The organism is Plectonema cf. radiosum LEGE 06105, from assembly GCF_015207665.1.
Classification (GTDB): domain Bacteria; phylum Cyanobacteriota; class Cyanobacteriia; order Cyanobacteriales; family Nostocaceae; genus Rivularia; species Rivularia radiosa_A.
Map to the genome: position 1 here is coordinate 1 of NZ_JADEWL010000063.1, position 21,520 is coordinate 21,520.

Annotated in this window: 16 protein-coding genes; all 16 read left to right on the forward strand. The window is 37.0% G+C overall.

Features of this window, described 5'->3' with window-relative positions; translation table 11 throughout:
- Positions 1-128 precede the first annotated feature (128 nt).
- The 16 genes from ilvN (at position 129) to IQ247_RS18140 (ending at position 21,473) form a co-directional block, all read left to right on the forward strand.
- Positions 129-647 (forward strand): acetolactate synthase small subunit, encoded by a 519-nt coding sequence (gene ilvN, locus IQ247_RS18065; RefSeq protein ID WP_193922500.1) that lies wholly within the window; start codon positions 129-131, stop codon positions 645-647.
- An 855-nt stretch (positions 648-1,502) separates the two neighbouring features.
- Positions 1,503-3,560 carry a polysaccharide biosynthesis protein gene (locus tag IQ247_RS18070; protein ID WP_193922430.1) on the forward strand — a complete coding sequence of 686 codons (2,058 nt, stop codon included), beginning with the start codon at positions 1,503-1,505 and terminating at the stop codon, positions 3,558-3,560.
- Between the two features lie 177 nt (positions 3,561-3,737).
- On the forward strand, positions 3,738-5,129 hold the full coding sequence (locus IQ247_RS18075) for a DUF4832 domain-containing protein (protein WP_228059842.1): 1,392 nt from the start codon (positions 3,738-3,740) through the stop codon (positions 5,127-5,129).
- A 21-nt stretch (positions 5,130-5,150) separates the two neighbouring features.
- Entirely contained in the window at positions 5,151-6,533 is a 1,383-nt protein-coding gene (gene murJ, locus IQ247_RS18080; RefSeq protein ID WP_193922434.1) for a murein biosynthesis integral membrane protein MurJ, read from the forward strand.
- Between the two features lie 6 nt (positions 6,534-6,539).
- Positions 6,540-7,679, forward strand: coding sequence for a glycosyltransferase family 4 protein (locus IQ247_RS18085; RefSeq protein ID WP_193922436.1), 1,140 nt, complete (start codon positions 6,540-6,542; stop codon positions 7,677-7,679).
- A gap of 9 nt (positions 7,680-7,688) precedes the next feature.
- Positions 7,689-8,783, forward strand: coding sequence for a glycosyltransferase (locus tag IQ247_RS18090; RefSeq protein WP_193922438.1), 1,095 nt, complete (start codon positions 7,689-7,691; stop codon positions 8,781-8,783).
- A gap of 27 nt (positions 8,784-8,810) precedes the next feature.
- Positions 8,811-10,043, forward strand: a complete 1,233-nt coding sequence (locus tag IQ247_RS18095) for an O-antigen ligase family protein (protein ID WP_193922440.1) — start codon at positions 8,811-8,813, stop codon at positions 10,041-10,043.
- 3 nt (positions 10,044-10,046) lie between these two features.
- Positions 10,047-11,213 carry a glycosyltransferase family 4 protein gene (locus IQ247_RS18100; protein WP_193922442.1) on the forward strand — a complete coding sequence of 389 codons (1,167 nt, stop codon included), beginning with the start codon at positions 10,047-10,049 and terminating at the stop codon, positions 11,211-11,213.
- Positions 11,210-12,157: an NAD-dependent epimerase/dehydratase family protein gene (locus IQ247_RS18105; protein ID WP_193922444.1), complete on the forward strand. Its 948-nt coding sequence runs from the start codon at positions 11,210-11,212 to the stop codon at positions 12,155-12,157. Before IQ247_RS18100 ends, IQ247_RS18105 begins: the two co-directional genes overlap by 4 nt.
- 2 nt (positions 12,158-12,159) lie before the next feature.
- Complete coding sequence (locus tag IQ247_RS18110) at positions 12,160-13,338, forward strand: glycosyltransferase family 4 protein (RefSeq protein ID WP_193922446.1); 1,179 nt, start codon at positions 12,160-12,162, stop codon at positions 13,336-13,338.
- Positions 13,339-13,683: 345 nt separating this feature from the next.
- Positions 13,684-14,340 (forward strand): sugar transferase, encoded by a 657-nt coding sequence (locus IQ247_RS18115; protein ID WP_193922448.1) that lies wholly within the window; start codon positions 13,684-13,686, stop codon positions 14,338-14,340.
- A 31-nt stretch (positions 14,341-14,371) separates the two neighbouring features.
- Positions 14,372-15,487 carry an aspartate aminotransferase family protein gene (locus IQ247_RS18120; RefSeq protein ID WP_193922450.1) on the forward strand — a complete coding sequence of 372 codons (1,116 nt, stop codon included), beginning with the start codon at positions 14,372-14,374 and terminating at the stop codon, positions 15,485-15,487.
- 55 nt (positions 15,488-15,542) lie between these two features.
- Entirely contained in the window at positions 15,543-16,421 is an 879-nt protein-coding gene (locus IQ247_RS18125; RefSeq protein WP_193922452.1) for a phytanoyl-CoA dioxygenase family protein, read from the forward strand.
- Between the two features lie 143 nt (positions 16,422-16,564).
- Positions 16,565-17,656 carry a peptidoglycan bridge formation glycyltransferase FemA/FemB family protein gene (locus IQ247_RS18130; protein WP_193922458.1) on the forward strand — a complete coding sequence of 364 codons (1,092 nt, stop codon included), beginning with the start codon at positions 16,565-16,567 and terminating at the stop codon, positions 17,654-17,656.
- A 291-nt stretch (positions 17,657-17,947) separates the two neighbouring features.
- Positions 17,948-19,117, forward strand: coding sequence for a DegT/DnrJ/EryC1/StrS family aminotransferase (locus IQ247_RS18135; protein ID WP_193922460.1), 1,170 nt, complete (start codon positions 17,948-17,950; stop codon positions 19,115-19,117).
- 160 nt (positions 19,118-19,277) lie between these two features.
- Positions 19,278-21,473, forward strand: coding sequence for a GumC family protein (locus IQ247_RS18140; RefSeq protein ID WP_193922462.1), 2,196 nt, complete (start codon positions 19,278-19,280; stop codon positions 21,471-21,473).
- Positions 21,474-21,520 lie beyond the last annotated feature (47 nt).

The window sequence follows — 21,520 nt, forward strand, 5'->3', positions numbered from 1 at the left end:
CTCTTAACCTTTGACATCCGTCCCCCCAAAACTATAATCTAATTTAATCATTACTCACTATTCACTATTCCCTATTCACTATTCCCTATTCACTATTCACTATTCCCTATTCCCTATTCCCTGATACGATGAAACATACGCTTTCGGTACTTGTAGAAGATGAAGCGGGAGTTCTCTCGCGTATTGCTAGTTTATTTGCTCGTCGCGGCTTTAATATTGAAAGTCTTGCGGTAGGCCCCGCCGAGCAATCAGGAATTTCTCGAATTACTATGGTTGTACCCGGTGATGACCATATTATTGAACAACTTACTAAGCAATTATACAAGTTGATTAATGTTCTTAAGGTTCAGGACATTACTGAAATACCTTGTGTGGAACGAGAGTTAATGTTGATCAAAGTAAATGCTACTAGCAGCAATCGTTCCGAAATAGTTGAATTAGCTCAGATTTTTCGCGCACGAGTGGTAGATGTTGCAGAAGATTCCCTAACTGTGGAAGTTGTCGGAGATCCAGGAAAAATAGTCGCCATAGTTCAGGTATTGCAAAAGTTTGGTTTACGAGAAATTGCCCGTACTGGAAGAATTGCATTAACTCGCGAGTCTGGTGTAAATACAGAATGGCTCAAATCTTTGCAAGCCAAGGTTTAGGTGAAAGTATCTTAATAAAAAATTGTCACTCGATTTACGAAAGCATCAAATTAATGCCAAATTGGCATGACTTAACTCATAAAAACTGTTAAATATTATATTGAGAGAAAAAACAGTTAGATAGGTTACAGCAAGTAATAATTTTAAATAATTTTTACTTGCTCGAATCTTAAAGCTGTTCGTATAGAGTGTTAAGTGTGACTATTGGTGACCGCTAAGTAAAACGTGGTTGGAGCAAGATTAATTTTATAGAACATTTTTTGGTGCAAGATTGTAATGTCAAAATTTGGGTAAAACGAAATAATCAACGCAAAACTATTAAGTTAACTTGATATAAAACATATTAGGTTAATAAGTTTGGATAATATTTGATTGATTTATTTGCCACAATTGATACATTGCCTTTAGGGAAAATCAAATAGCAAGTAGGAGTTTGGAAATTACTTACTCAACTGCTATACAAACCCCCTGTATAATAATTACTCCAAACTACTCCAAACAGTCTATTTAAGGCGATTAATTTTTGTGAGTGCTTTTTCTTTGGTGCATAAAAGCGCTTGATTTGTAGATATTTAATGATATTGATTAACTAGGAGAAGTAATGTATCTAGCACCTTAAACAAAAGCTTTTAGAGAATTAATCAAACCGATTTTTTAGTATCGATAGTAATTTTGAGGTTAAATTCAATCGAGTTACTAAATTTTTCAATTACTTTTGTCTATTGATGATTGTTTCATAGGTTTATTTTAGTAGTCCGTGCGAACAATCAAGATTAATTGCATTAGTTATTAATGCCCTGATTGCTGTATTCAAGGGTATGTTTGTTGCAGATTTCCCAGGAGATATTCCTAGCGATGAATAGTTTATTCATGGTTTCTCATTGGCTAATTGATAAATCAACAAAAATTTTGTTGAGTAAATTATTGAAGCTAAGAAACCGCCATTTATTGATTTTTGATGTGACTGTGTTTGCCATCACGCCGCTTTTAGCGTTGATATTGCGTTTGGATGGTGATTTAGCTCTTCAATCCTACATATCTGATTTAGTAAAGGCAACATTACTGTTTTTGACCGTAAAAATTGGTGTACTTTATAGCTTTGGTTTTTATCGTCGTTACTGGCGTTATGCGAGTGTAGAAGAATTGACATATGTAGCTATGTTGATATTGGCTGCGGTAGTAATCCAAACCCTGTTATTCGACGTTGTAAATTTTACTTTACCTTGGACAGTAGATAGACTACCGCGATCGCTACCATTTATCGATGGATTGCTATCAATAATTTTTATTGGTGCATTGCGTTTTAGCGTTCGAGTTGTTGAACGAGTCAGACATTCGCGTACAGCCTTTACTCCTGGATTTCCCCATCAAAGGGAACGAGTACTGATAGTCGGTGCGGGGAGTGCAGGAGTAAGCTTGGTGCAGGAAATGCAGAGGAGCTTGGAATTTTGTCCTGTAGCATTTATCGACGACGATAGAAGCAAATTAAACGCCCGGATTCGGGGAATTTATGTAGTTGGCGATCGCCATGCAATCCCTGAAGTTTTGCAACCGTTGAGGGTGGACAAAGTAATTATTGCCATACCATCAGTTGCGGGGGAAGTGATTCGGGAAATAGTTGATATTTGTAAATCAGCGGGAGTACAAACCTGTACCTTACCGGGAATACATGAAATTCTCAATGGTAAAGTGCGCTTAGACAGCATTCGAGATGTGAGGATTGAGGATTTACTCAGGCGGGAGCCGGTACAGACAGAAATTGAGAAAGTTGCTCAATTTCTCAAAGGTAAAAGAGTATTGATTACAGGTGCTGGTGGTTCCATTGGTAGCGAACTGTGCCGTCAAATTTGCTTGTGTCACCCGAAAGAAATCATGTTGGTGGGACATGGGGAAAATTCAGTTTTCAATATTCAGCAAGAGTTAAATCAGCTAGTACAAGAGTTAAAAAACTATAGTAAAACCCAAGAACACGCGACTGTAGTTTTAGGATTTATCGCCGATATCCGCTTTAAGGATAGACTCAGACACGCCTTTGATAAATTCCAGCCAGACGTAATTTTCCATGCTGCTGCACACAAACACGTTCCCTTGATGGAATTGAATTCACCAGAAGCAATCAGCAATAACGTAATTGGCACTAAAAACTTACTGGATGAAGCATTACGATGCAACGTCAAACATTTCGTGATGATTTCCACCGATAAAGCCGTTAATCCCACCAACGTCATGGGTGCGAGTAAGAGAGTTGCGGAAATGTTAGTGTTACAAGCAGCCAAAGAAAGCGGTAACTCTTATTTAGCAGTGAGATTTGGCAACGTTTTAGGTAGTCGTGGCAGCGTTGTTCCCACCTTTAAAAAACAAATTGCCGCAGGTGGTCCGGTAACAGTAACTCATCCAGATATCTGTCGTTACTTTATGACCATTCCCGAAGCAGTGCAGCTAGTTTTACAAGCAGCAGTTTTGGGTAGAGGTGGAGAAGTATTGATGCTCAACATGGGTGAACCTGTAAAAATTGTTGATTTAGCCTCAGAATTAATTCGCCTTTCAGGTTACAAAGTAAATCAAGATATAGATATTGTTTTTACCGGGTTAAGACCAGGTGAAAAACTATTTGAAGAGTTGTTTATAGAAGGAGAAGTTTACGACCCAACTGAGCATGAAAAGCTATTTATGGTGAAGAATTCGAGTAGGATTATACCGAATAATTTAAAGATTTCAGTAGAAGCACTCCGGCAGGCAGCGGATAAGAATGATACGAATACAATCATGTATTTGTTAGAGCAATTAGTACCGGGATATAAACCTAAATATTTAGAAAATCGGGGGCAAAAGTATAGTTTAACAAATAGTAATTCTGTGACAAATAACACCAATGAAACTACTCAAATAAAAGTAGAACCAAAAAGTGCATAGTGCATAAATACATAAATATTTCAAAAGAAATATTTAAAATATTTATGGAATCAGAAAAAAAAAAGACTCATCTTGTGATATTAATATGTTTGTAAAACTTAATGTTTACAAGATGTTGTTTAAAAAATTAAAGGTATGATTAGGAGCTTGAAAAAGTGCGCCAGGACTTTATCTTTAATGGCGATTAGTACTATAGCTTATGGATGTCGTATCATGCCTTTAAATGCTTCGACAGTAAATACGAACTATAGCGAAAGTTTCGAGAATTTTGCGAATCCAGAACGGGGATTTTATGTGAATTCTGGTCCAGATGGGAGCAGTCCAATTTCTTTAGATCAAATACAAAGAGCCAAAAATCAAAATATGAGTTTGGTTCGTCGGCTTTACTCATTAGCTGATTATAAAGAAAGTGCATTACCTCAATCTTTTCTTGATTTAGTATCTAGCGATTTACAAAAAGCCCGCGAGTCTGGAGTAAAACTGATAATAAGATTTGCATATAATTGGGAACTAGGAGGACTTGATGCTTCCAAAGATAGAATCCTTTCTCATATGGAACAATTACAGCCAGTATTACAAGCAGATTACGATGCCATTGCATACGTACACGCGGGTTTTATTGGAGCTTGGGGAGAGTGGAATCGTTCAACAAATGATTTGCTAAATACCCCAGACATGACAGACATTTTGTTTAAATTTTTGTCTGTAGTTCCTGATCAAAGAATGGTAGCTTTACGCTATCCATACTATAAGAAGAGAATCTATGACAATGAAAATCCTTTAACTTCTTCTGAAGCATTTAATGGTAGTAACCGAGCTAGAACAGGTTCGCTTAACGATTGTTTCTTAGCTAGTCGAGACGATGGAGGAACTTATTTAATTGAAGATGATATTGAGCAGCAAAAAGATTTTCTCAACCAGGAGAACTTGTATGTGGTACAGGGAGGAGAAACCTGTAACTCCGATAGTAGAGCGCAACCATATATAGGCTGCGACAATGCTTTGAACGAGTTAGCCAGAATGCGCTGGAGTAGTTTAAACTCAGAGTTTGAGAAGGGTGTATTAGATACTTGGAAAAATCAAGACTGTTTCGGAGAAATTGAACGTCGTTTAGGCTACCGATTCAACCTTGTGAATTCAGAGATTACCAATATTGTAAAACCGGGTGGTAGATTTTTTGCTCAACTAAACATCGAAAATGTTGGATGGGCTAGTGCGTACAATCCCCGTTTGTTAGAAATAGTTTTACGGAGTAGGGATACAACTCAGGAATACTACTTACGTGTAAATGAACAAGACCCCCGGAGATGGTTACCCGGCGACACTACAACGGTAAATATTGAAGCTGGGTTACCAGTAAATATATCATCAGGAGAGTATGACATATTCCTCAATCTCCCCGACCCCGATTCTAGATTATACAATCGTCCTGAATATTCAATCAGACTAGCAAATGTAGATATTTGGGAAGAGTCTACAGGATATAACTCCTTATTACGCAGTATTGTTGTAGACGCAAATGCAGGAGGAGAAGATTATTCGGGTAGCAATCAATTTGTGTCACGTTAGCGGTGAGAAACTGAAACGAAAATGAAAATTTTGCGATTGCAGAGCTTATTTACTTTTTGGAAAAAACTAACAAGCGGTTCCACCAATCGCAAAATTTTCGGTGCAGCGATGATTGTGGGAATGGGAACGCTATTCGTCAAAGTAGCCGCAATGTTCAAAGAATTAGTGGTTGCTTGGAAGTTTGGTACTGGAGATGCGCTGGATGCATTTTTAATCGCCTTGCTCGTTCCCTCCTTTATTATTAATGTCATAGCTGGTTCATTAAAAGCTGCATTGATTCCTACTTATATGCAGGTGCGGGAAAAACAAGGAAGAAAAGCTGCTCAAAAACTTTTTTCTGGAGTGACTCTCGCAAGTATAGGTTTGCTGACAATTACAACAGCATTAATTTTATTTTTTACACCGTTGTATTTACCATTAATTGCAGCGGGTTTTAACAAAGAAAAATTAGACCTAGCATTTTGGTTAACTTGTGCAATTTCACCTCTGGTTCTGTTAAGCGGGATTCAAATTATTTGGGGTGGTGTATTGAATGCAGGAGAGCATTTTGCGTTAGTTGCAATTAGTCCAATTTTGACTCCTACAATTACCATTGTATTTCTTTTAGCATCCGAAACATGGGGTAGTTTTGCTTTAGCAGCAGGATTAATCTGTGGCACAATTGCGGAAATAGCAATACTTGGAGTTGGTTTAAAGCGACAAGGAATTTCTATATTGCCTAAATGGTATGGTTGGAATCAAGAATTTATTCAAGTTGCAACTCAATATACGCCAACAGTAGCAGCATCATTTTTGATGTGTAGCGCTTTTATAATAGATCAATCAATGGCAGCAATGTTAGCGAACGGTAGTGTCGCAGCACTTAGTTATGGTAATAGAATAGTTTCACTACCAATACTTTTGGTGACTACAGGATTGAATGCTGCTGTAGTTCCTTATTTTTCTAAAATGATTGCCACAAAAGATTGGACAGGTGTAAATAATTCGCTTAAACGTTATCTACAATTAATATTCCTAGCGACTGTACCTTTAACGGCTGTTGTAATAATTTTTTCCGAACTGATAGTTAGTACTTTATTTCAAAGAGGTTCATTTACAGCTAGCGATACAGAATTGGTTGCTAATATTCAAAATTTTTACGCATTACAAATACCATTTTATGTTGCGGCTTTATTTGTAGTTGATGTAATTGCATCCCTCAGGAAAAATTATATTTTAATGTGGGGTTCTGGATTAAATTTAATTGCTAACATTGCAGGAAACTTGATATTTATGCATTTTTTAGGAGTCAAAGGAATTGCTTTGTCTACTAGCTGTGTTTATTTACTTTCCTTTAGCTTTTTACTCTTCTTTACGCTCAAGTTTTTAAGAGACATTCAAATAAAACCAACTAATTTGTCATAGAATAAAATGAAAATTACATTTGTCATACCATCCCTTTCATCGGGTGGAGCAGAACGAGTTCTAATTTTATTAGCACAAGCATTTATAAATAAAGCATACCAAGTTACTGTAGTTACCCTGTCTAGGACAAATAATGATTTTTACACATTACCAGTAGGCAGCGATCGATTAGCTTTAGGAATTTTAGGAAATTCTGCAAATCCTGTGAGTGCTATAGTTAATAACCTAGCTCGCTTATCAAAATTAAGAAAAGCAATTTGTTCTACTAAACCAGATGTAGTCATTTCATTTGTCACAGAAACAAACATCTTAACTATAATTTCTCTGCTGCAAACAGGAATACCTGTAATTGCTACAGAACATTGCGATCCTAACTTAATGTCCTATGGAAAAATATGGGAAAAACTACGCCGTTTTAGCTATCCTTATGCGACGAAAATTGTCAGTGTTAGTCAAGGAGTTGATAATGGGTTTGATTGGTTATCAATAAATAAAAGAAGCATAATTTATAACCCCTTCTTAAAAATAGAAAATAATGATAACCAAGTTGATTTACCAATAGGTGCAGACTCCGAGAAAAAATGGATTCTTAGTATGGGTAGGTTAACTTATCAAAAAGGCTTTGATATATTATTATCTGCTTTTGCCCAAGTTGCTAATCGTTATCCAAATTGGCAATTGATAATTTTAGGAAAAGGTGAACAACGTCAGGAATTAGAAAAACTCGTAACAGATTTAAGTTTAAGCCATCAAGTTATTTTCCCAGGAGTTATCAAAAATCCATTCCCTATTTTAAAGAAAGCTGAAGTATTTGTGATGGCTTCTCGTTTTGAAGGCTTCCCCATGTCTCATGGTGAAGCAATGGCTTGTGGTTGTCCTATTATCGCTACAGATTGTCCGAGCGGTCCCAGAGAGATTATTCGTCATGATATAGACGGTATTTTAGTACCAACTGAAGACGTATCGGCATTAGCTAAAGCTATGGATAGTCTGATGTCTAATGAAAAAGAAAGAATACGTTTAGCTAGTCGTGCTACGGAAGTTACGGAAAGATTTAGCTTAGAAAATGTCATGGATAGCTGGGATAAATTATTTGAAGAAATTACACATCAAAATGAATCCAAATTACTCAATAGTACTATATAAAATAAAATTATGAATAAACCACGTATAGCTTTTTTTCTACCTAATTTATATGGTGGTGGTGCTGAAAGGATTGCAATCAATTTACTCCAAGGAATGTCCTCACCAGATATTGATTTAGATTTAGTTTTAGCTGATGCCGAAGGGCCATTATTAAAGCAAGTACCAAGTTATGTACGTATAGTTAATTTTGCATCAGTCAGAGTATTAAAAGCTATTCCAGCTTTATCGCATTACTTAAAAGAAAATCAACCATTCGCTTTAGTGTCGCACCTTGCTCATGCTAATGTAGCGGCTGTATTAGCTAGAGAATTAGCTGGGACGAAAACTAAATTAATGTTGGTAGAACATAATACCTTAACATTTGCGGAATCAAAATTATGGAGAGCTAGATTTGTTCCTCTGTTCATGAAGTGGCTTTATCCTCGTGCAAATTTTGTTGTGGGAGTCTCTCAAGGTGTAACTGAAGATATTAAGACTCAATTAGGTTTAGAACAAGAAAAAGTAAATACCATTTATAATCCGGTTGTTGATGATAAATTATTTTTAAAGGCAAAAATAACTTTAAATCATCCCTGGTTTCAACAAGATGCTCCCCCAGTATTTTTGGCTGTGGGAAGATTAACAGAGCAAAAAGATTTTTCAACTTTAATTAAAGCTTTTGCACTTGTACGAAAACAAAGATTAGCTCGTTTAATAATTTTAGGTGAAGGGGAAGCTCGTGGGGAATTAGAAGCAATAGTTAAAAGTCTGGGAATAACTGAAGATGTTTCTTTACCTGGATTTGTAGGTAATCCTTATGCTTATATGTATAATGCCAGTGCTTTTGTACTTTCTTCGAGTTGGGAAGGATTACCTACTGTATTAATCGAAGCAATGGCTTGTGGTTGTCCTGTTGTTTCTACAGATTGTCCTACAGGTCCAAAAGAAATTCTCGAATCAGGTAAATATGGAGAATTAGTTTCGGTGGGTGATGCTGTAGCTTTGTCTAAAGCGATGTTAAATGTACTTGATAATCCCATGAATTCTGAAATATTAGCACAACGTACTCAAGATTTTTCTGTTGACAAGGCTGTTGACAAATATTTGGAATTATTAAGTAATTGATAAAATTATTAGTAAACAAAAATTGATATGACAGCAGTTCACCAAAGAATTAAAAGTAACTTATTAACTTATTATCAATGCTTCTTAGCAGTGGTTGCTGTTTTAGTGTTTTTTACAGAAGCAGATAATTATTTCTTCGATTCTGGTATTACTCCGGCTCCTAAAAATTTAGTCATACTATTGTGTTTAGCTTCCACTCCATTGTTACTTTCATTGAAATCACAAAATTTTCAATATCTACCAATAGGTCTGATTTTATGGTGCTGCTTATATTTAGGAATATCCGCAGCTTCTTTTCTCCATAGTGTACCAACCGAACTTGTAACTCAAGAGTTAGAAACACGAATATTAGTAGTTCTATTTCTTCTGGTAATGACACTAATTTTGTCTGGAGAGCCTATTGTTCGTAAATACGCTAGATATGCTTTATTTATTGCAATTTCTATCACTATTGTTAATAATTTTAGCGAATTATTAGACCCGTTAGCATTCAATGGATTCAATGAAACTGGAAGACCGGCTGGTTTTTATAAAGACCCAAATAAATCTGGTGCTGCGTTAATTATGGGTCTAATTTTTAGTATGGGATTATTACCAAAAAAATCAAGATTACCTTATTTCTTATTAGTTTTTATTGGTGCTTTTATAACTTTCTCTAGAGGTGCATCTCTTTGTTTGGTAATTTTACTGATTCTGTTTATCGTAAAACGTTTGATACCGATTTCCCAATTATATTCTATTTTAGCTTTATTAATAATTATTTTTTTTATCGGAAATGCTGGAAATTATTTAATAAATCAAGCAAGCGAATTAGGAATTTTAAATCACAGTATTGAAAAAAGAATAGAAGCAATAACAAATTTTGCCGACCCTGATGCACGGGAAGCAGATGATGGTAGTTCACGTTCCGACATTGCAAGTGTTGCTTGGAGAAGTTTTTTTGAAAAACCATTTCTCGGTCATGGGATTGGTTATATTCGCGAATGGGGAAAAATTTTGCCACATAATGTATATCTTACTCTTATGATTGAACATGGATTTCTCGGAGCAACTATTTTACCTTTACTTGTTTTAGTAATCACTAAAAATGCTACTGGAGAAGCGAAGAATCTCAGTTTATTTTTTGGTAGCTTTATTTTAATTTGGTCACTTTTTAGCAATACAGTCTTAGAAGACCGCGAAATATTGATGATGTTTGCTTTGTTAGCTGTTTCATCCAAATCAAGTAGTTTACCCAAATTAAACTTTAGGAGTTCCTAATTTATGAAAATTATATTTATTACTACTGACCTTGATACAGGTGGTGCGGAAATAATGCTGTATCATCTACTATCAAGAATTAATCGCAAGCTATTTAGCCCAGTCGTTGTTTCTTTAATGGATAAAGGTATTTGGGGTGAAAAAATAGAAGCTTTAGAAATACCCGTCCATACAATTGGAATGAAACAAGGAAAACCAACACCTGCTGCTGTATGGCAATTAATTAGGACTATAAATCAGCTTAAACCCGACATCATTCAAGGTTGGATGTATCACGGCAATTTTGCAGCACAATTAGCAAGTATTTTTTCTTGGGGTAAAATCCCAGTTTTTTGGAGCATTCATCATTCGATTGCTTCCTTAAGCTCTGAAAAAACAATGACCAGAGCTACAATTAAAATTGGTGCTAGCATATCTCACTTCAATCACAAAGTTGTTTTTGTCTCTCAAAATAGTCAAAAACAACATGAAATATTAGGATATAATTCAAATAATAGTTGTGTAATTCCTAACGGTTTTGACACTTCTAAATTTCATCCGTCACCACTAGCCAGAAAAGATTTTAGACGCGAACTGGGTGTTGAAGATTCTTCAATATTGATTGGGTTAATTTCTCGCTATCATCCGATGAAAGACCATGGCAATTTTCTCAACGCTGCTGCATTAATAGCGAAAAATTATTCCGAAGTTAATTTCGTTTTAGCTGGTACGGATGTGAATGAACAAAACACTTTTATTTCTCAATTAATCCAAGAATTAAATATCAGTTCTCAAGTCCATTTGCTTGGAGAACGTCATGATATTAATCGAATTATAGCGGGTTTAGATATTGTCAGTTTGTCTTCCGCTTACGGTGAAGCTTTTCCTTTAGTCATAGGAGAAGCAATGTCTTGTGGGGTACCCTGTGTAGTTACAGATGTGGGCGATTCGGGTTTAATAGTAGGAAACACAGGAAAAATTGTACCTCCTTGTGACTCTCAAGCCTTAGCTAATGCTTGGCAAGAATTAATCTTTTTGGATGCTTCCGACAGAATTGCATTGGGAACAGCAGCCCGGAAAAGAATCGTTGATGATTTTTCTTTACAATCGGTTGTTGCTCAATACGAAGCCTTATACAAAGATATTTTAGTCGAAGAATTGAAAGTAAAAAACATCACTATATCATCATGAGTAAAACTTTCTTAGTAACTGGTGGATGCGGATTTATTGGCTCCCACTTAGTAGAAGCCTTAGTTAAAAAAGGTCACAAAGTTCGCATTCTTGACAATTTATCAACTGGTAAAATTGAAAACATTGCTGCGGTTTCTCCCCATGATGTGGAATTATTAGTGGGCGATGTTAGTGAATTGTCAATGGTTGAAGCAGCTATGGAAGGATGCGATTATGTATTTCATGAAGCTGCAATCGCTAGCGTTCCCAAATCTATAGAAGACCCCATCGCAACCGCAGGGGTAAACTATGGGGGAACTTTGAATGTATTACATACAGCACACAAGTATCAAGTTCGTCGCGTTGTTTTTGCGGGTAGTGCTGCGGTGTACGGTGATGAACCAACTCTTCCTAAAAGCGAATCCATGCCCGTGATACCCATCACTCCCTATGGAATAGATAAACTTGCTTCCGAACTTATGGGGCATTTTTATGCTCGCACTTTGGGATTAGAATTTGTGAGTCTGCGATATTTTAATGTTTTCGGTTTGCGTCAAGACCCATCTAGTCCCTATTCTGGAGTCATTTCTATCTTTTGCGATCGCATTGGTCAAGGACTCGCTCCGACGATATACGGGAATGGTTTACAAAGCCGTGATTTCATTCATGTTCATGATGTGGTTGAGGCTAATTTGATTGCAATGGAACATCCCGAAGCACAAGGTAAAAGTTTCAATGTTGGACGGGGAATAGCTACATCTCTACTAGAAATTTCTAATTTACTCAATGATTTAACCGAACAACGATTACAACCTATCCATCAGCTATGTCGTCCCGGAGATATTCGCCATAGTGTCGCGGATAACACAGCATTGAAAGCTTTGGGATGGTCGCCAAAAGTGAGTATTCGTCAAGGTTTAACAGAGCTATTGCAGATAAAAGAAAATATATTTTTGAGGAAATAAGTGTGAATAAAGTTTTAATCGTTACTACCATTCCAGAGACTCTAACTACTTTTTTACTTCCTTTTGCTAAGCATTTTCGCAGTCAAGGCTGGCAAATCGATGCTATGGCTTGTGGAGTTTGTGCAAATGCTCAATGCATAGAAAACTTTGACCGTGTTTGGGATGTGGAATGGTCGCGAAATCCTTTAGACCCCCGCAACTTATTGGTGACTCCATCAACTATCCGTAAAATAGTAGCACAAGAGAAATATGACATAGTTCATGTACATACCCCGGTTGCAGCTTTTGTAACTCGATATGCGTTGAGAAATTTGAGAAAACGTTTAGGAACTAAAGTAATATATACGGCTCATGGCTTCCACTTTCATCCAGGAGGTAAGCGATTAAAAAATGCTGTTTTTGTTGCTCTAGAGAAAATAGCTGGTACTTGGACTGATGAAATAGTGGTAATCAACACCGAAGATCAAAAAGCAGCAATACGTCATAACTTGGTTTCCTCTTTTGGTATCCACTATATGCCCGGAATTGGCGTAGATTTAAATTACTATAGTCCTGAGAAAATACAAGAAACTGATATCCAACGGGTGCGTCAGGAACTAGGTTTGGAGCCAGATATCCCACTATTCCTTTCGGTAGCTGAGTTGAATCCTGGTAAGCGTCATCGAGACATTATAAGAGCTGTAGCCCATTTAAACAGACGCAATATATGCGTGGCTTTTGCAGGAGAAGGACCCCTACTTGAGGATTTAAAACAGCTTGCTCACCAAATGAAAGTGCAAGACCAAATCCGCTTTTTAGGTTTCCGACGCGATATTACCACTTGGATGCGTGCTTCTGTCGCAACCGTTCTAGCTTCCGAAAGAGAAGGTCTACCAAGAAGTATTATGGAGTCTATGAGTTTGGGAATTCCTGTAATTGGCACCGATATTAGAGGAATTCAAGATTTACTTGCTCGCAATAGTGGGATTCTTTTCCCAGTTGGAGATGCAGAAAAACTCGCCGCTAAAATTGCTTGGGTTATGGACAATCCACAGGAAGCTCAACAGATTGGAAAACGAGGTCAAGAGCGAATCATCAACTATGACCTACGTCACATTATCAAACTTCACGAAACTTTATATTCCGCAGCTTTATCGCTAAAATCCCCGCAAATTAAGCAGTTCTCAACACAAAGTCGATAATAATAAATCTGACGAGAGAAAATTACTGCCAAATTGGCAACAAAATTTAACTAATTATGGTTATGTTTATTATGGATTGAAGATTTATTTTTCAGTTCTAATTACACAATCATTCATAGCTAGTTAATAGCGGCATCAAAGTCAAAAATCATACAAGTTTCAAATTGAAAGTTGACATGAATTAAATGCTTTCGTCAATTTTTAGTGCTTGTTTCCTTTGACTTCCGCTTAATTTTTTTAGTTGAGTAGAAATAGATACTTGCATTGCTTTTGAATGCTTAGAAATAAACTCTAAGCAGTTAATAGTTGGCAATTTTTTGAATTATAAAAATAAGGGATGTATTTATGATTGCACAAGAATTACGGAGTGAGTATAAAAGTAAAGGCAGTCGCATCATTAAATCTGCCTTAGATCGAGTTGTTGCGGCGATCGCCTTATTGGTGTTTTCTCCTCTGATATTAATAGTTGCGATCGCGATTTACTTGCGGATGGGTAGTCCGATAATATTCAGCCAGCCTCGTCCGGGTAAGGATAATCAGATTTTTCAGTTTTACAAATTTCGCACGATGACGAACGAGCGGGATGCTAAGGGCAATCTTTTAGATGATGAATTGCGTCTGACAGGATTTGGTGAGTTTTTGCGAGAAAGTAGTTTAGACGAACTTCCACAACTGTGGAATGTTGTCAAGGGTGACATGAGTATTGTGGGGCCTCGACCTTTGTTGGTGAGGTATTTAGACCGTTATACTCCTGAACAAGCGCGTCGTCATCAAGTTAAACCGGGTATTACCGGATGGGCTCAAGTTAACGGACGTAGATTGTTGGATGGAGATTGGGAAAAGAAATTCCGATTAGATGTCTGGTATGTAGACAATTGGAGTCTATTACTGGACTTAAAAATTATCTTGATGACAGTGGTGAAAGTATTGCGGAAAGAAGAAATCAGCCAGCCTGGTTATGCGACTGGTGAAGAGTTTATGGGTAGCAACGCTAAAGGTTAATTTATTTAGTCTAGCAACGAGGTAACAGCAAATGAAACAACCATGGGAGATAGGCTCCGAGTTCGATTGGTCTAATGATTTTATTAGTCCACTAGGACAAACAGTTGAATTACCATCGGATTACGAATTATTCTCTACTGGGTGTGCGAGCTTATTTGGTTTAGAAAGAATTCTATGGAAGAAGAGCAATCAAAAATTGAGGTTGCATCTACCATCATTCTTCTGTATGGAAGCAGCGGAAAAACTGAGTAAGGCTTTTGATATTTGCTGGTACCGGGATTTACCCAACCAGAAATATCCGGATTTTAATTCTCTTGATGCTGCTTGCGGCGATTTAGTACTAGCGGTAAACTTATTTGGTATTAAGCCTAGAGAAGTTTGGCAGGATTGGCATCACAACCACGATGGTGTAATTTTAATTGAAGACCATACTCACGACCCTTTTTCTGATTGGGCATTACAGAGCCAAGCTGATTACGCAATGGCTTCCCTGCGTAAAACTTTACCAATTCCCGATGGAGCGATGATTTGGTCTGGGAAAAATCGACCGTTGCCGAAAGCCTTAGAATCAGGGAGTGATGGAGCTTATAAACGATTGAGCGCTATGCTGTTGAAGCGAGCTTATCTCAACGGTGGTAATGTTGCTAAAGATACTTATCGACAGCTTGAAATTGAGAGTCAAGATAGTCTTAGCGATATAAATTGCGATCGGATTTCAGCTTTTTCGGCAAATGTTTTGAGCAGCTTGGATGTCAAAAGGTTTAGACAGAAACGAGAAGCGAACATCAGGCATTTTTTAAATTTAACTTTAGCCGAGAAAAATCAAGATTGGCAGCCTCTTTTTAGCTCCTGGAGTCATGGAACTGTGCCATTTAACAGCATTATAGTTTGTCGAAACCAACAAATTAGAGACTCTTTACGTAAATATTTGATCGGGAAGAATATTTTTCCGGCAATTCATTGGCTGCAACCATATAACGGAATGACATCAAAGGATTTGGAAGCCATGGATTTATCAAATAGAATTTTGACCATAGCTACAGACCAACGTTATTCCTTAGATGATGTTAGTCGCGTTGTGGCTATTATCAAAGAGTTCTTTACTGTAACGAATGTTAAGAGTTATATCTACGCAAATTCTCGATAAATTATAAAATGAATAATTAAAGGAGTTTAATTACTAATTAAAAATTAGCACAAATATGGAAACTTTAATTAAAGGATTATCCCCAGAGCAACTAAAATTATTACCAACAGAAGAAGACATTGCTTTTTACGAAGAACACGGTTGGTTTATATCCAAAAAAATCCTTCCTGAGTGGGTTCTTGATGAAGCATTTTTAGGGGCTGAACAGTTCTATCGTGGGGAAACAGATGCGACGATTCCCTACACCACCGGATACAGCGATTGGAAACCGGGAGACGGGGATGCTGTGAGAAACAACCAACACGTTTCTTATCGCAAGAAAGAACTGCGTAAATTAGTACTTCAACCGATTATTGGAGCGATAGCGGCAAAATTAGCTAGAAGTAAAGGAGTAAGGCTATTTGAAGACACTTTGGTTTATAAGGCTCCTATAGATAATAATACTAAAAGTGGTGTAGTCGGATGGCATACAGATTACTCTTATTCATCCGTATGTAGTTCTCAGAAAATGCTTTCCGCTTGGATTCCTTTCCATGATGTCGATCAAAAAAGAGCGCCATTAGTAGTTATAGATGGTAGTCATAAATGGAAAGGTAACGAACATATGCGTACCTTCAATAACCAAAATTTGCAAGAGATCGAAAAGACCTTTTTTGAAGAGGGGAAGAAAGTTGTTGAAGTGCCGATAATTTTAGAGAAAGGTCAGGTTAGCTTTCACCATTGTTTGACTATTCACGGTAGCTATCCCAACTACAGCGATCAAGTTCGTTTAGCGTTTGCTTTGTATTTGCAAGACTACGATAACCGTTATCAAGTTTACCATAATCAAGGCAAACAGATTCATCACTTCCTTGATAATATGTGCCGTAAATTACCCAATGGGCATCCAGATTATACTGATACGGAGATATTTCCGACTTTATGGTCTGAATAAAAGGTCAAAGGTTAGAGGTTAGAGGTTAAAGGTTAGAGGTTAAAGGTTAAAGGTTAGAGGTTAGAGGTTAGAGGTTAAAGATTGTTAATTCGTTATTTTTGGCTCATTCTCAATTCATAAAAACATCACCTTGAGAGATAGTAATGAAGACGCAAATTATCGATTTATCAAATTCTTTGTGGATGGAAACATTAGATAAAATAAATCATGATGTTTATCAATTACCACAGTATATTTCCTTAGAATCAAGTCGCACAAAACAAATACCGGAAGCTGTTGTAATTAGTGATGGAGACAAGATATTTTTCGCACCTTATTTAATATCAAAATGCGATAATATAATCCCCTCGGAATTGATTACAGAAGAAATATTTGATATTAAATCTCCCTACGGTTATCCAGGAATTTTATTGAGTGAAGCCGCAGCGAATACCGAGGGATTTCCTGATGCGGCAATGGCTGAATTTAAACAGGTTTTAGGGGAAAAAGATGTGTGTTCTGCCTTTTTTAGAATGCATCCTATACTCAATGAAAACTTTAGCGAAATTTTTGAACCGGGATTATTTACAGAAAACGGAGAAACTGTTTCTGTTGATTTGAGAATTCCCGAATCTCAACTATGGTCACATACAAGAAAAGGACATAAAAGCACGATAAACAAGTGCAAACGCTTGGGAATGGAAGCGAAATTTGTTCCTATTGAAGAATATTTAGAAGAGTTTACTGCTATCTATCAACAAACTATGGGAAGAGTAGAAGCAGCAGAAAGATATTACTCTTTTGATTTAACATATTATGAAGAAATGTGGAAAGTTTTAGGCGATAAACTACATCTTTGTATTGTTGAATATGAAAATCAAGTCGCTTGTGCAGGATTATATACGGAAGTTTGTGGTATTGTTCAAAGTACATTAGGTGGAACCAAAGATAAATTTGTCGAGTTATCTCCGAGTAGTTTAGAAACAGATTATGCTCGTTATTGGGCTCATCAGCGCGGTAATCAATTCCTGCATTTAGGTGGTGGAGTTGGTGCATCTAAAGACGCGGTTTATAACTTTAAAGCTGGGTTTTCTAAGCTTAGACATTCTTTCTATACCCTGAGAATGATCGTCGATGAGGAAAAATATCGCTATCTTGTGGAAATGAAAGCAAAATATTTGAATATTCCTGTAGAAAATTTACTAGAAACCAACTTTTTCCCTGCTTATTGTTCACCCCAACCAAGAATGAAATAACCTACAAATGAGGTTAAAGGTTAAAGGTTAAAGGTAAGAGGTAAGAGGTAAAAATAAATTACCACGAATAAATTTAGGGGTTTGTATCCCTTGATTTCAAAGTTACATAAATGAATACAAAATCTTTATGAATACAGGAATGACTTTTACCTTAAAATATAGTCATTCCAACTAATTTACCTAGGGTTATTACCTTCTCTTAAAGCAACTTTGTGAATCTGATAACTATCTTCTCAGATAATCATAATTACTCACCCACAAAAAATTATTAATTATTAATTATTTATGTTTATGTCTAAACCTATTTTGCTTTCAACTCCACATATGGGGAATGAAGAATTAGCATTTATTAAAGAAGCTTTTGACACTAATTGGATTGCTCCAGTGGGACCTCATATAGAAGCTTTCGAGCAAGAATTTTGTCATGTAACAGGTGCTACTCACGCAGCTGCGGTAAGTTCGGGGACAGCAGCGATTCATTTAGCGCTGATACTCATGGGTGTGGAAGCAGGAGACGAAGTATTTTGCTCGACTTTGACTTTTGCCGCTAGTGCTAATCCGATTCGGTATTTGGGTGCGAAACCAGTTTTCATTGATAGCGATCGCGCTTGCTGGAATATGAACCCCGACTTGTTAAAGACAGCATTAGAAAAACGTGCCAGTATCGGGAAATTGCCCAAAGCCGTACTGTTAGTACATTTATACGGACAAAGCGCAGATATTGATCCAATTAAAGAAATTTGCGATCGTTATGAAGTAGGGTTAATCGAAGACGCTGCGGAAGCTTTAGGAGCAACATATAAAGGTAGAACCCCAGGAACCTTTGGTAAAATTGGCATTTATTCATTCAACGGTAACAAGATTATTACCACTTCTGGTGGGGGAATGTTAGTTTCCGACGACTCAGAAATAGTCGCGAAAGCCAAGTTTTTGGCTACCCAAGCTCGCGATTTAGCACCCCATTACCAACATTCTCAAATTGGCTACAACTATCGACTCAGTAACGTTTTAGCCGGGATTGGTCGCGGTCAATTGCGTGTATTATCAGAAAGAGTCGCTGCAAGAAGACGGAATTTTGAAATTTACTACCAAGCTCTGGGTAATCTTCCCGGAATCGAATTTATGCCGGAAGCAGATTATGGAAAAGCGACTCGTTGGCTTACTTGCTTGACGATAAACCCCGATTTATTTGGTGTCAATAGAGAACAACTGCGTCTTGCACTTAACGAATTGCAAATAGAATCTCGTCCCGTATGGAAACCACTGCATTTGCAGCCAGTATTTGTTGAATGTGAAAGTATTGGTGGTGAAGTAGCATCCGATTTATTTGCACATGGTCTTTGTTTACCTTCTGGTTCTAACCTTACAGACGAAGACTTAGAGCGAGTTATCCAAGGTATCAAGGGAGTATATGAAGGGAATAAAAAATCTCAGAGTAACTTATTGATGGTACAAAAATGATTTTACCTATCTATCACCCATATCATATATCATATTTTTATAGCCAAAGAATAATACTTTTTTTGATTTAAGCGTATCTGAGTTATAGCAGATGCATCCTAACTAATCGGTCGGTAAAAACTAAAAACTAAAAACTAAAAATATATTTATATTTATATTTATGGAATCTCAAGAATCTAGTTTATCGCTCGAAAAGTATTGGCAAGTTCTGAAACGTCGCTGGGTACCAGGGTTAGCAGTATTTTTTCCGGTTTTTCTGCTTTCGTTATTATCTTCCTCTTTAAAAAAGCCTACTTATATTGCAGAAGGAAAATTACTATTTCAAAGAACAGATGTGACTTCTTCCTTAACGGGATTAGGAACTGAAATTAGTAAATTAGAGTCTGTAGGGCAAGATACCACATCAAGTCCATTGCAGACAGAAGCTGAAATAATCCGTTCAGTTCCAGTTGTGCAGAAGACTATCAAACGACTCAAACTTCAAGATAATAATGGAAACCTTTTAAAATATGAAGACTTTCTCAAAAATTTAACTGTAAGCGACATCAAAAAAACGGATGTTTTACAAGTTAGCTACAAAGATTCTGAACCTCAAAAAGCTGCAAGAGTTGTGAATACCTTAATGTCAGCTTATTTAGAACATAACGTATCTTCGCGCAGAAAAGCTGCCAAAGCGGCAAGGGAATTTATCGAACAGCAGCTTCCCAAAGCAGAAGCAATTGTAAGCAAAGCAGAAGCCGAGCTAGCAAATTTTCGAGAAAAAAATAACGTATTTGCCTTGCAGGAAGAAGCAAGTAAATCCATAGAATCACTCAGAAACTTACAAAGTCAAATAGGTGATATCAAGACTAAATTAGCCGATATTAGCGCTCGTAGTCAACAAATTCGCCAACAGCTAAATGCAAACCCCCAACAAGCACTGGATATTACTTCTTTGAATCAGGCTGGTGGAGTGCAAGATATTCTTAAAGAAGTGCAGCAAGTAGAGTCCCAATTGGCATCAAGACGTACAGTTTTGACAGATACTCATCCAGAAATCATTGCTTTAGAAAATAAATTTAATGCCTTGAAAAGGTTGTTACAAAATAGAATTCGTCAAACTGTAGGAACCAACGGACAAAATATAGATGGAATAGATGGAAGATTACAAGTAGGAGACTTAAAACAACAGTTAGCATCAGAATTGGTCAATTTAGAATCCACTTCTTTGGGATTAAACAATCAACTTGCAGTTTTATCAGAATTACAAACATCTTACAAACAAAGATTAGAAAATCTGCCAAAATTAGAGCAACAACAGCGTCAGTTGGAACGCAAAATAGAAGCCGCACAATCAACTTATTCGCTGTTATTGAAAAAATTACAAGAAGCCCGCATTGCAGAAAATCAAAATATTGGTAACGCTAGTGAAGTTTCTGAAGCTTTAGTTCCTCAAGAACCAGTTTCTTCTCCACTACTTAATTATCTATCAGCCAGCTTATTAGGAATGTTAGTTTCCTTAGCAACGATGTATCTTTTGGAATCCCAAGATAAATCGATCAAAACTATAGAAGAAGCCAAAGAATTAACCGGATTAACTTTATTAGGAGTCATTCCCGACTTTAGCAAGCCGAAAAAATCTATTCTCAGCAAGCAGGAAGTAGAAGCTGCATATCCTACCTTAATGGTGCGGGATGCTCCTCGTTCCCCCATCAGCGAAGCCTTCCGGATGCTCAGAGCAAACTTAAAATTCATGAGTGCGGACAAAGAATTGAAAGTGATAGTTGTGACTAGTTCCGTACCTCAAGAAGGTAAATCTACGGTAGCCGCCAACTTAGCGACTTCCATGGCACAAATGGAGCGTAGAGTATTGCTAATCGATGGAGATTTGCATCGTCCATGCCAACATCATATTTGGGAACTACCCAACTCAGAAGGCTTGAGTAACGTCATAGTCGGACAAATTGAGGTAATGAGAGCCATCAAGAAAGGAATGGATAACTTAGACGTACTTACTTGCGGTGCTGTACCTCCTTCCCCAGCATCCTTACTCGACTCCAAGCGGATGGCTTCATTAATTGATAGTTTTAGGTCATACTATGACTATGTAATTATTGATGCACCTTCATTAAATCTTGCCGCAGATGCAGCAACTTTAGGTCAAATGGCTGACGGTGTGTTATTAGTAGTACGTCCGGGAGTTGTTGATTCTGTCAACGCAGCCTTTGCTTGTGAAATGCTCGAAAAATCTGGTCAAAATGTTTTAGGACAGGTAGTTAACGGAGTTGTCCAGAAAAACGAACGTCATATGAATTACTATTATAAAGAGGAATATCCTGAAGAAAAAGTTACTACAGTGGAAGCTCTGAGGTTATGAGTTAGGAGTTAGGAGTTAGGAGTTAGGAGTTAGAAGTTAAGAGTTAT

Excerpts from the sequence above, each read along its gene's own strand:
- ilvN (WP_193922500.1), top strand. The coding sequence starts at position 129 with ATGAAACATACGCTTTCGGTACTTGTAGAAGATGAAGCGGGAGTTCTC.
- IQ247_RS18070 (WP_193922430.1), top strand. The coding sequence starts at position 1,503 with ATGAATAGTTTATTCATGGTTTCTCATTGGCTAATTGATAAATCAACA.
- IQ247_RS18075 (WP_228059842.1), top strand. The coding sequence starts at position 3,738 with ATGGCGATTAGTACTATAGCTTATGGATGTCGTATCATGCCTTTAAAT.
- murJ (WP_193922434.1), top strand. The coding sequence starts at position 5,151 with ATGAAAATTTTGCGATTGCAGAGCTTATTTACTTTTTGGAAAAAACTA.
- IQ247_RS18085 (WP_193922436.1), top strand. The coding sequence starts at position 6,540 with ATGAAAATTACATTTGTCATACCATCCCTTTCATCGGGTGGAGCAGAA.
- IQ247_RS18090 (WP_193922438.1), top strand. The coding sequence starts at position 7,689 with ATGAATAAACCACGTATAGCTTTTTTTCTACCTAATTTATATGGTGGT.
- IQ247_RS18095 (WP_193922440.1), top strand. The coding sequence starts at position 8,811 with ATGACAGCAGTTCACCAAAGAATTAAAAGTAACTTATTAACTTATTAT.
- IQ247_RS18100 (WP_193922442.1), top strand. The coding sequence starts at position 10,047 with ATGAAAATTATATTTATTACTACTGACCTTGATACAGGTGGTGCGGAA.
- IQ247_RS18105 (WP_193922444.1), top strand. The coding sequence starts at position 11,210 with ATGAGTAAAACTTTCTTAGTAACTGGTGGATGCGGATTTATTGGCTCC.
- IQ247_RS18115 (WP_193922448.1), top strand. The coding sequence starts at position 13,684 with ATGATTGCACAAGAATTACGGAGTGAGTATAAAAGTAAAGGCAGTCGC.
- IQ247_RS18120 (WP_193922450.1), top strand. The coding sequence starts at position 14,372 with ATGAAACAACCATGGGAGATAGGCTCCGAGTTCGATTGGTCTAATGAT.
- IQ247_RS18125 (WP_193922452.1), top strand. The coding sequence starts at position 15,543 with ATGGAAACTTTAATTAAAGGATTATCCCCAGAGCAACTAAAATTATTA.
- IQ247_RS18130 (WP_193922458.1), top strand. The coding sequence starts at position 16,565 with ATGAAGACGCAAATTATCGATTTATCAAATTCTTTGTGGATGGAAACA.
- IQ247_RS18135 (WP_193922460.1), top strand. The coding sequence starts at position 17,948 with ATGTCTAAACCTATTTTGCTTTCAACTCCACATATGGGGAATGAAGAA.
- IQ247_RS18140 (WP_193922462.1), top strand. The coding sequence starts at position 19,278 with ATGGAATCTCAAGAATCTAGTTTATCGCTCGAAAAGTATTGGCAAGTT.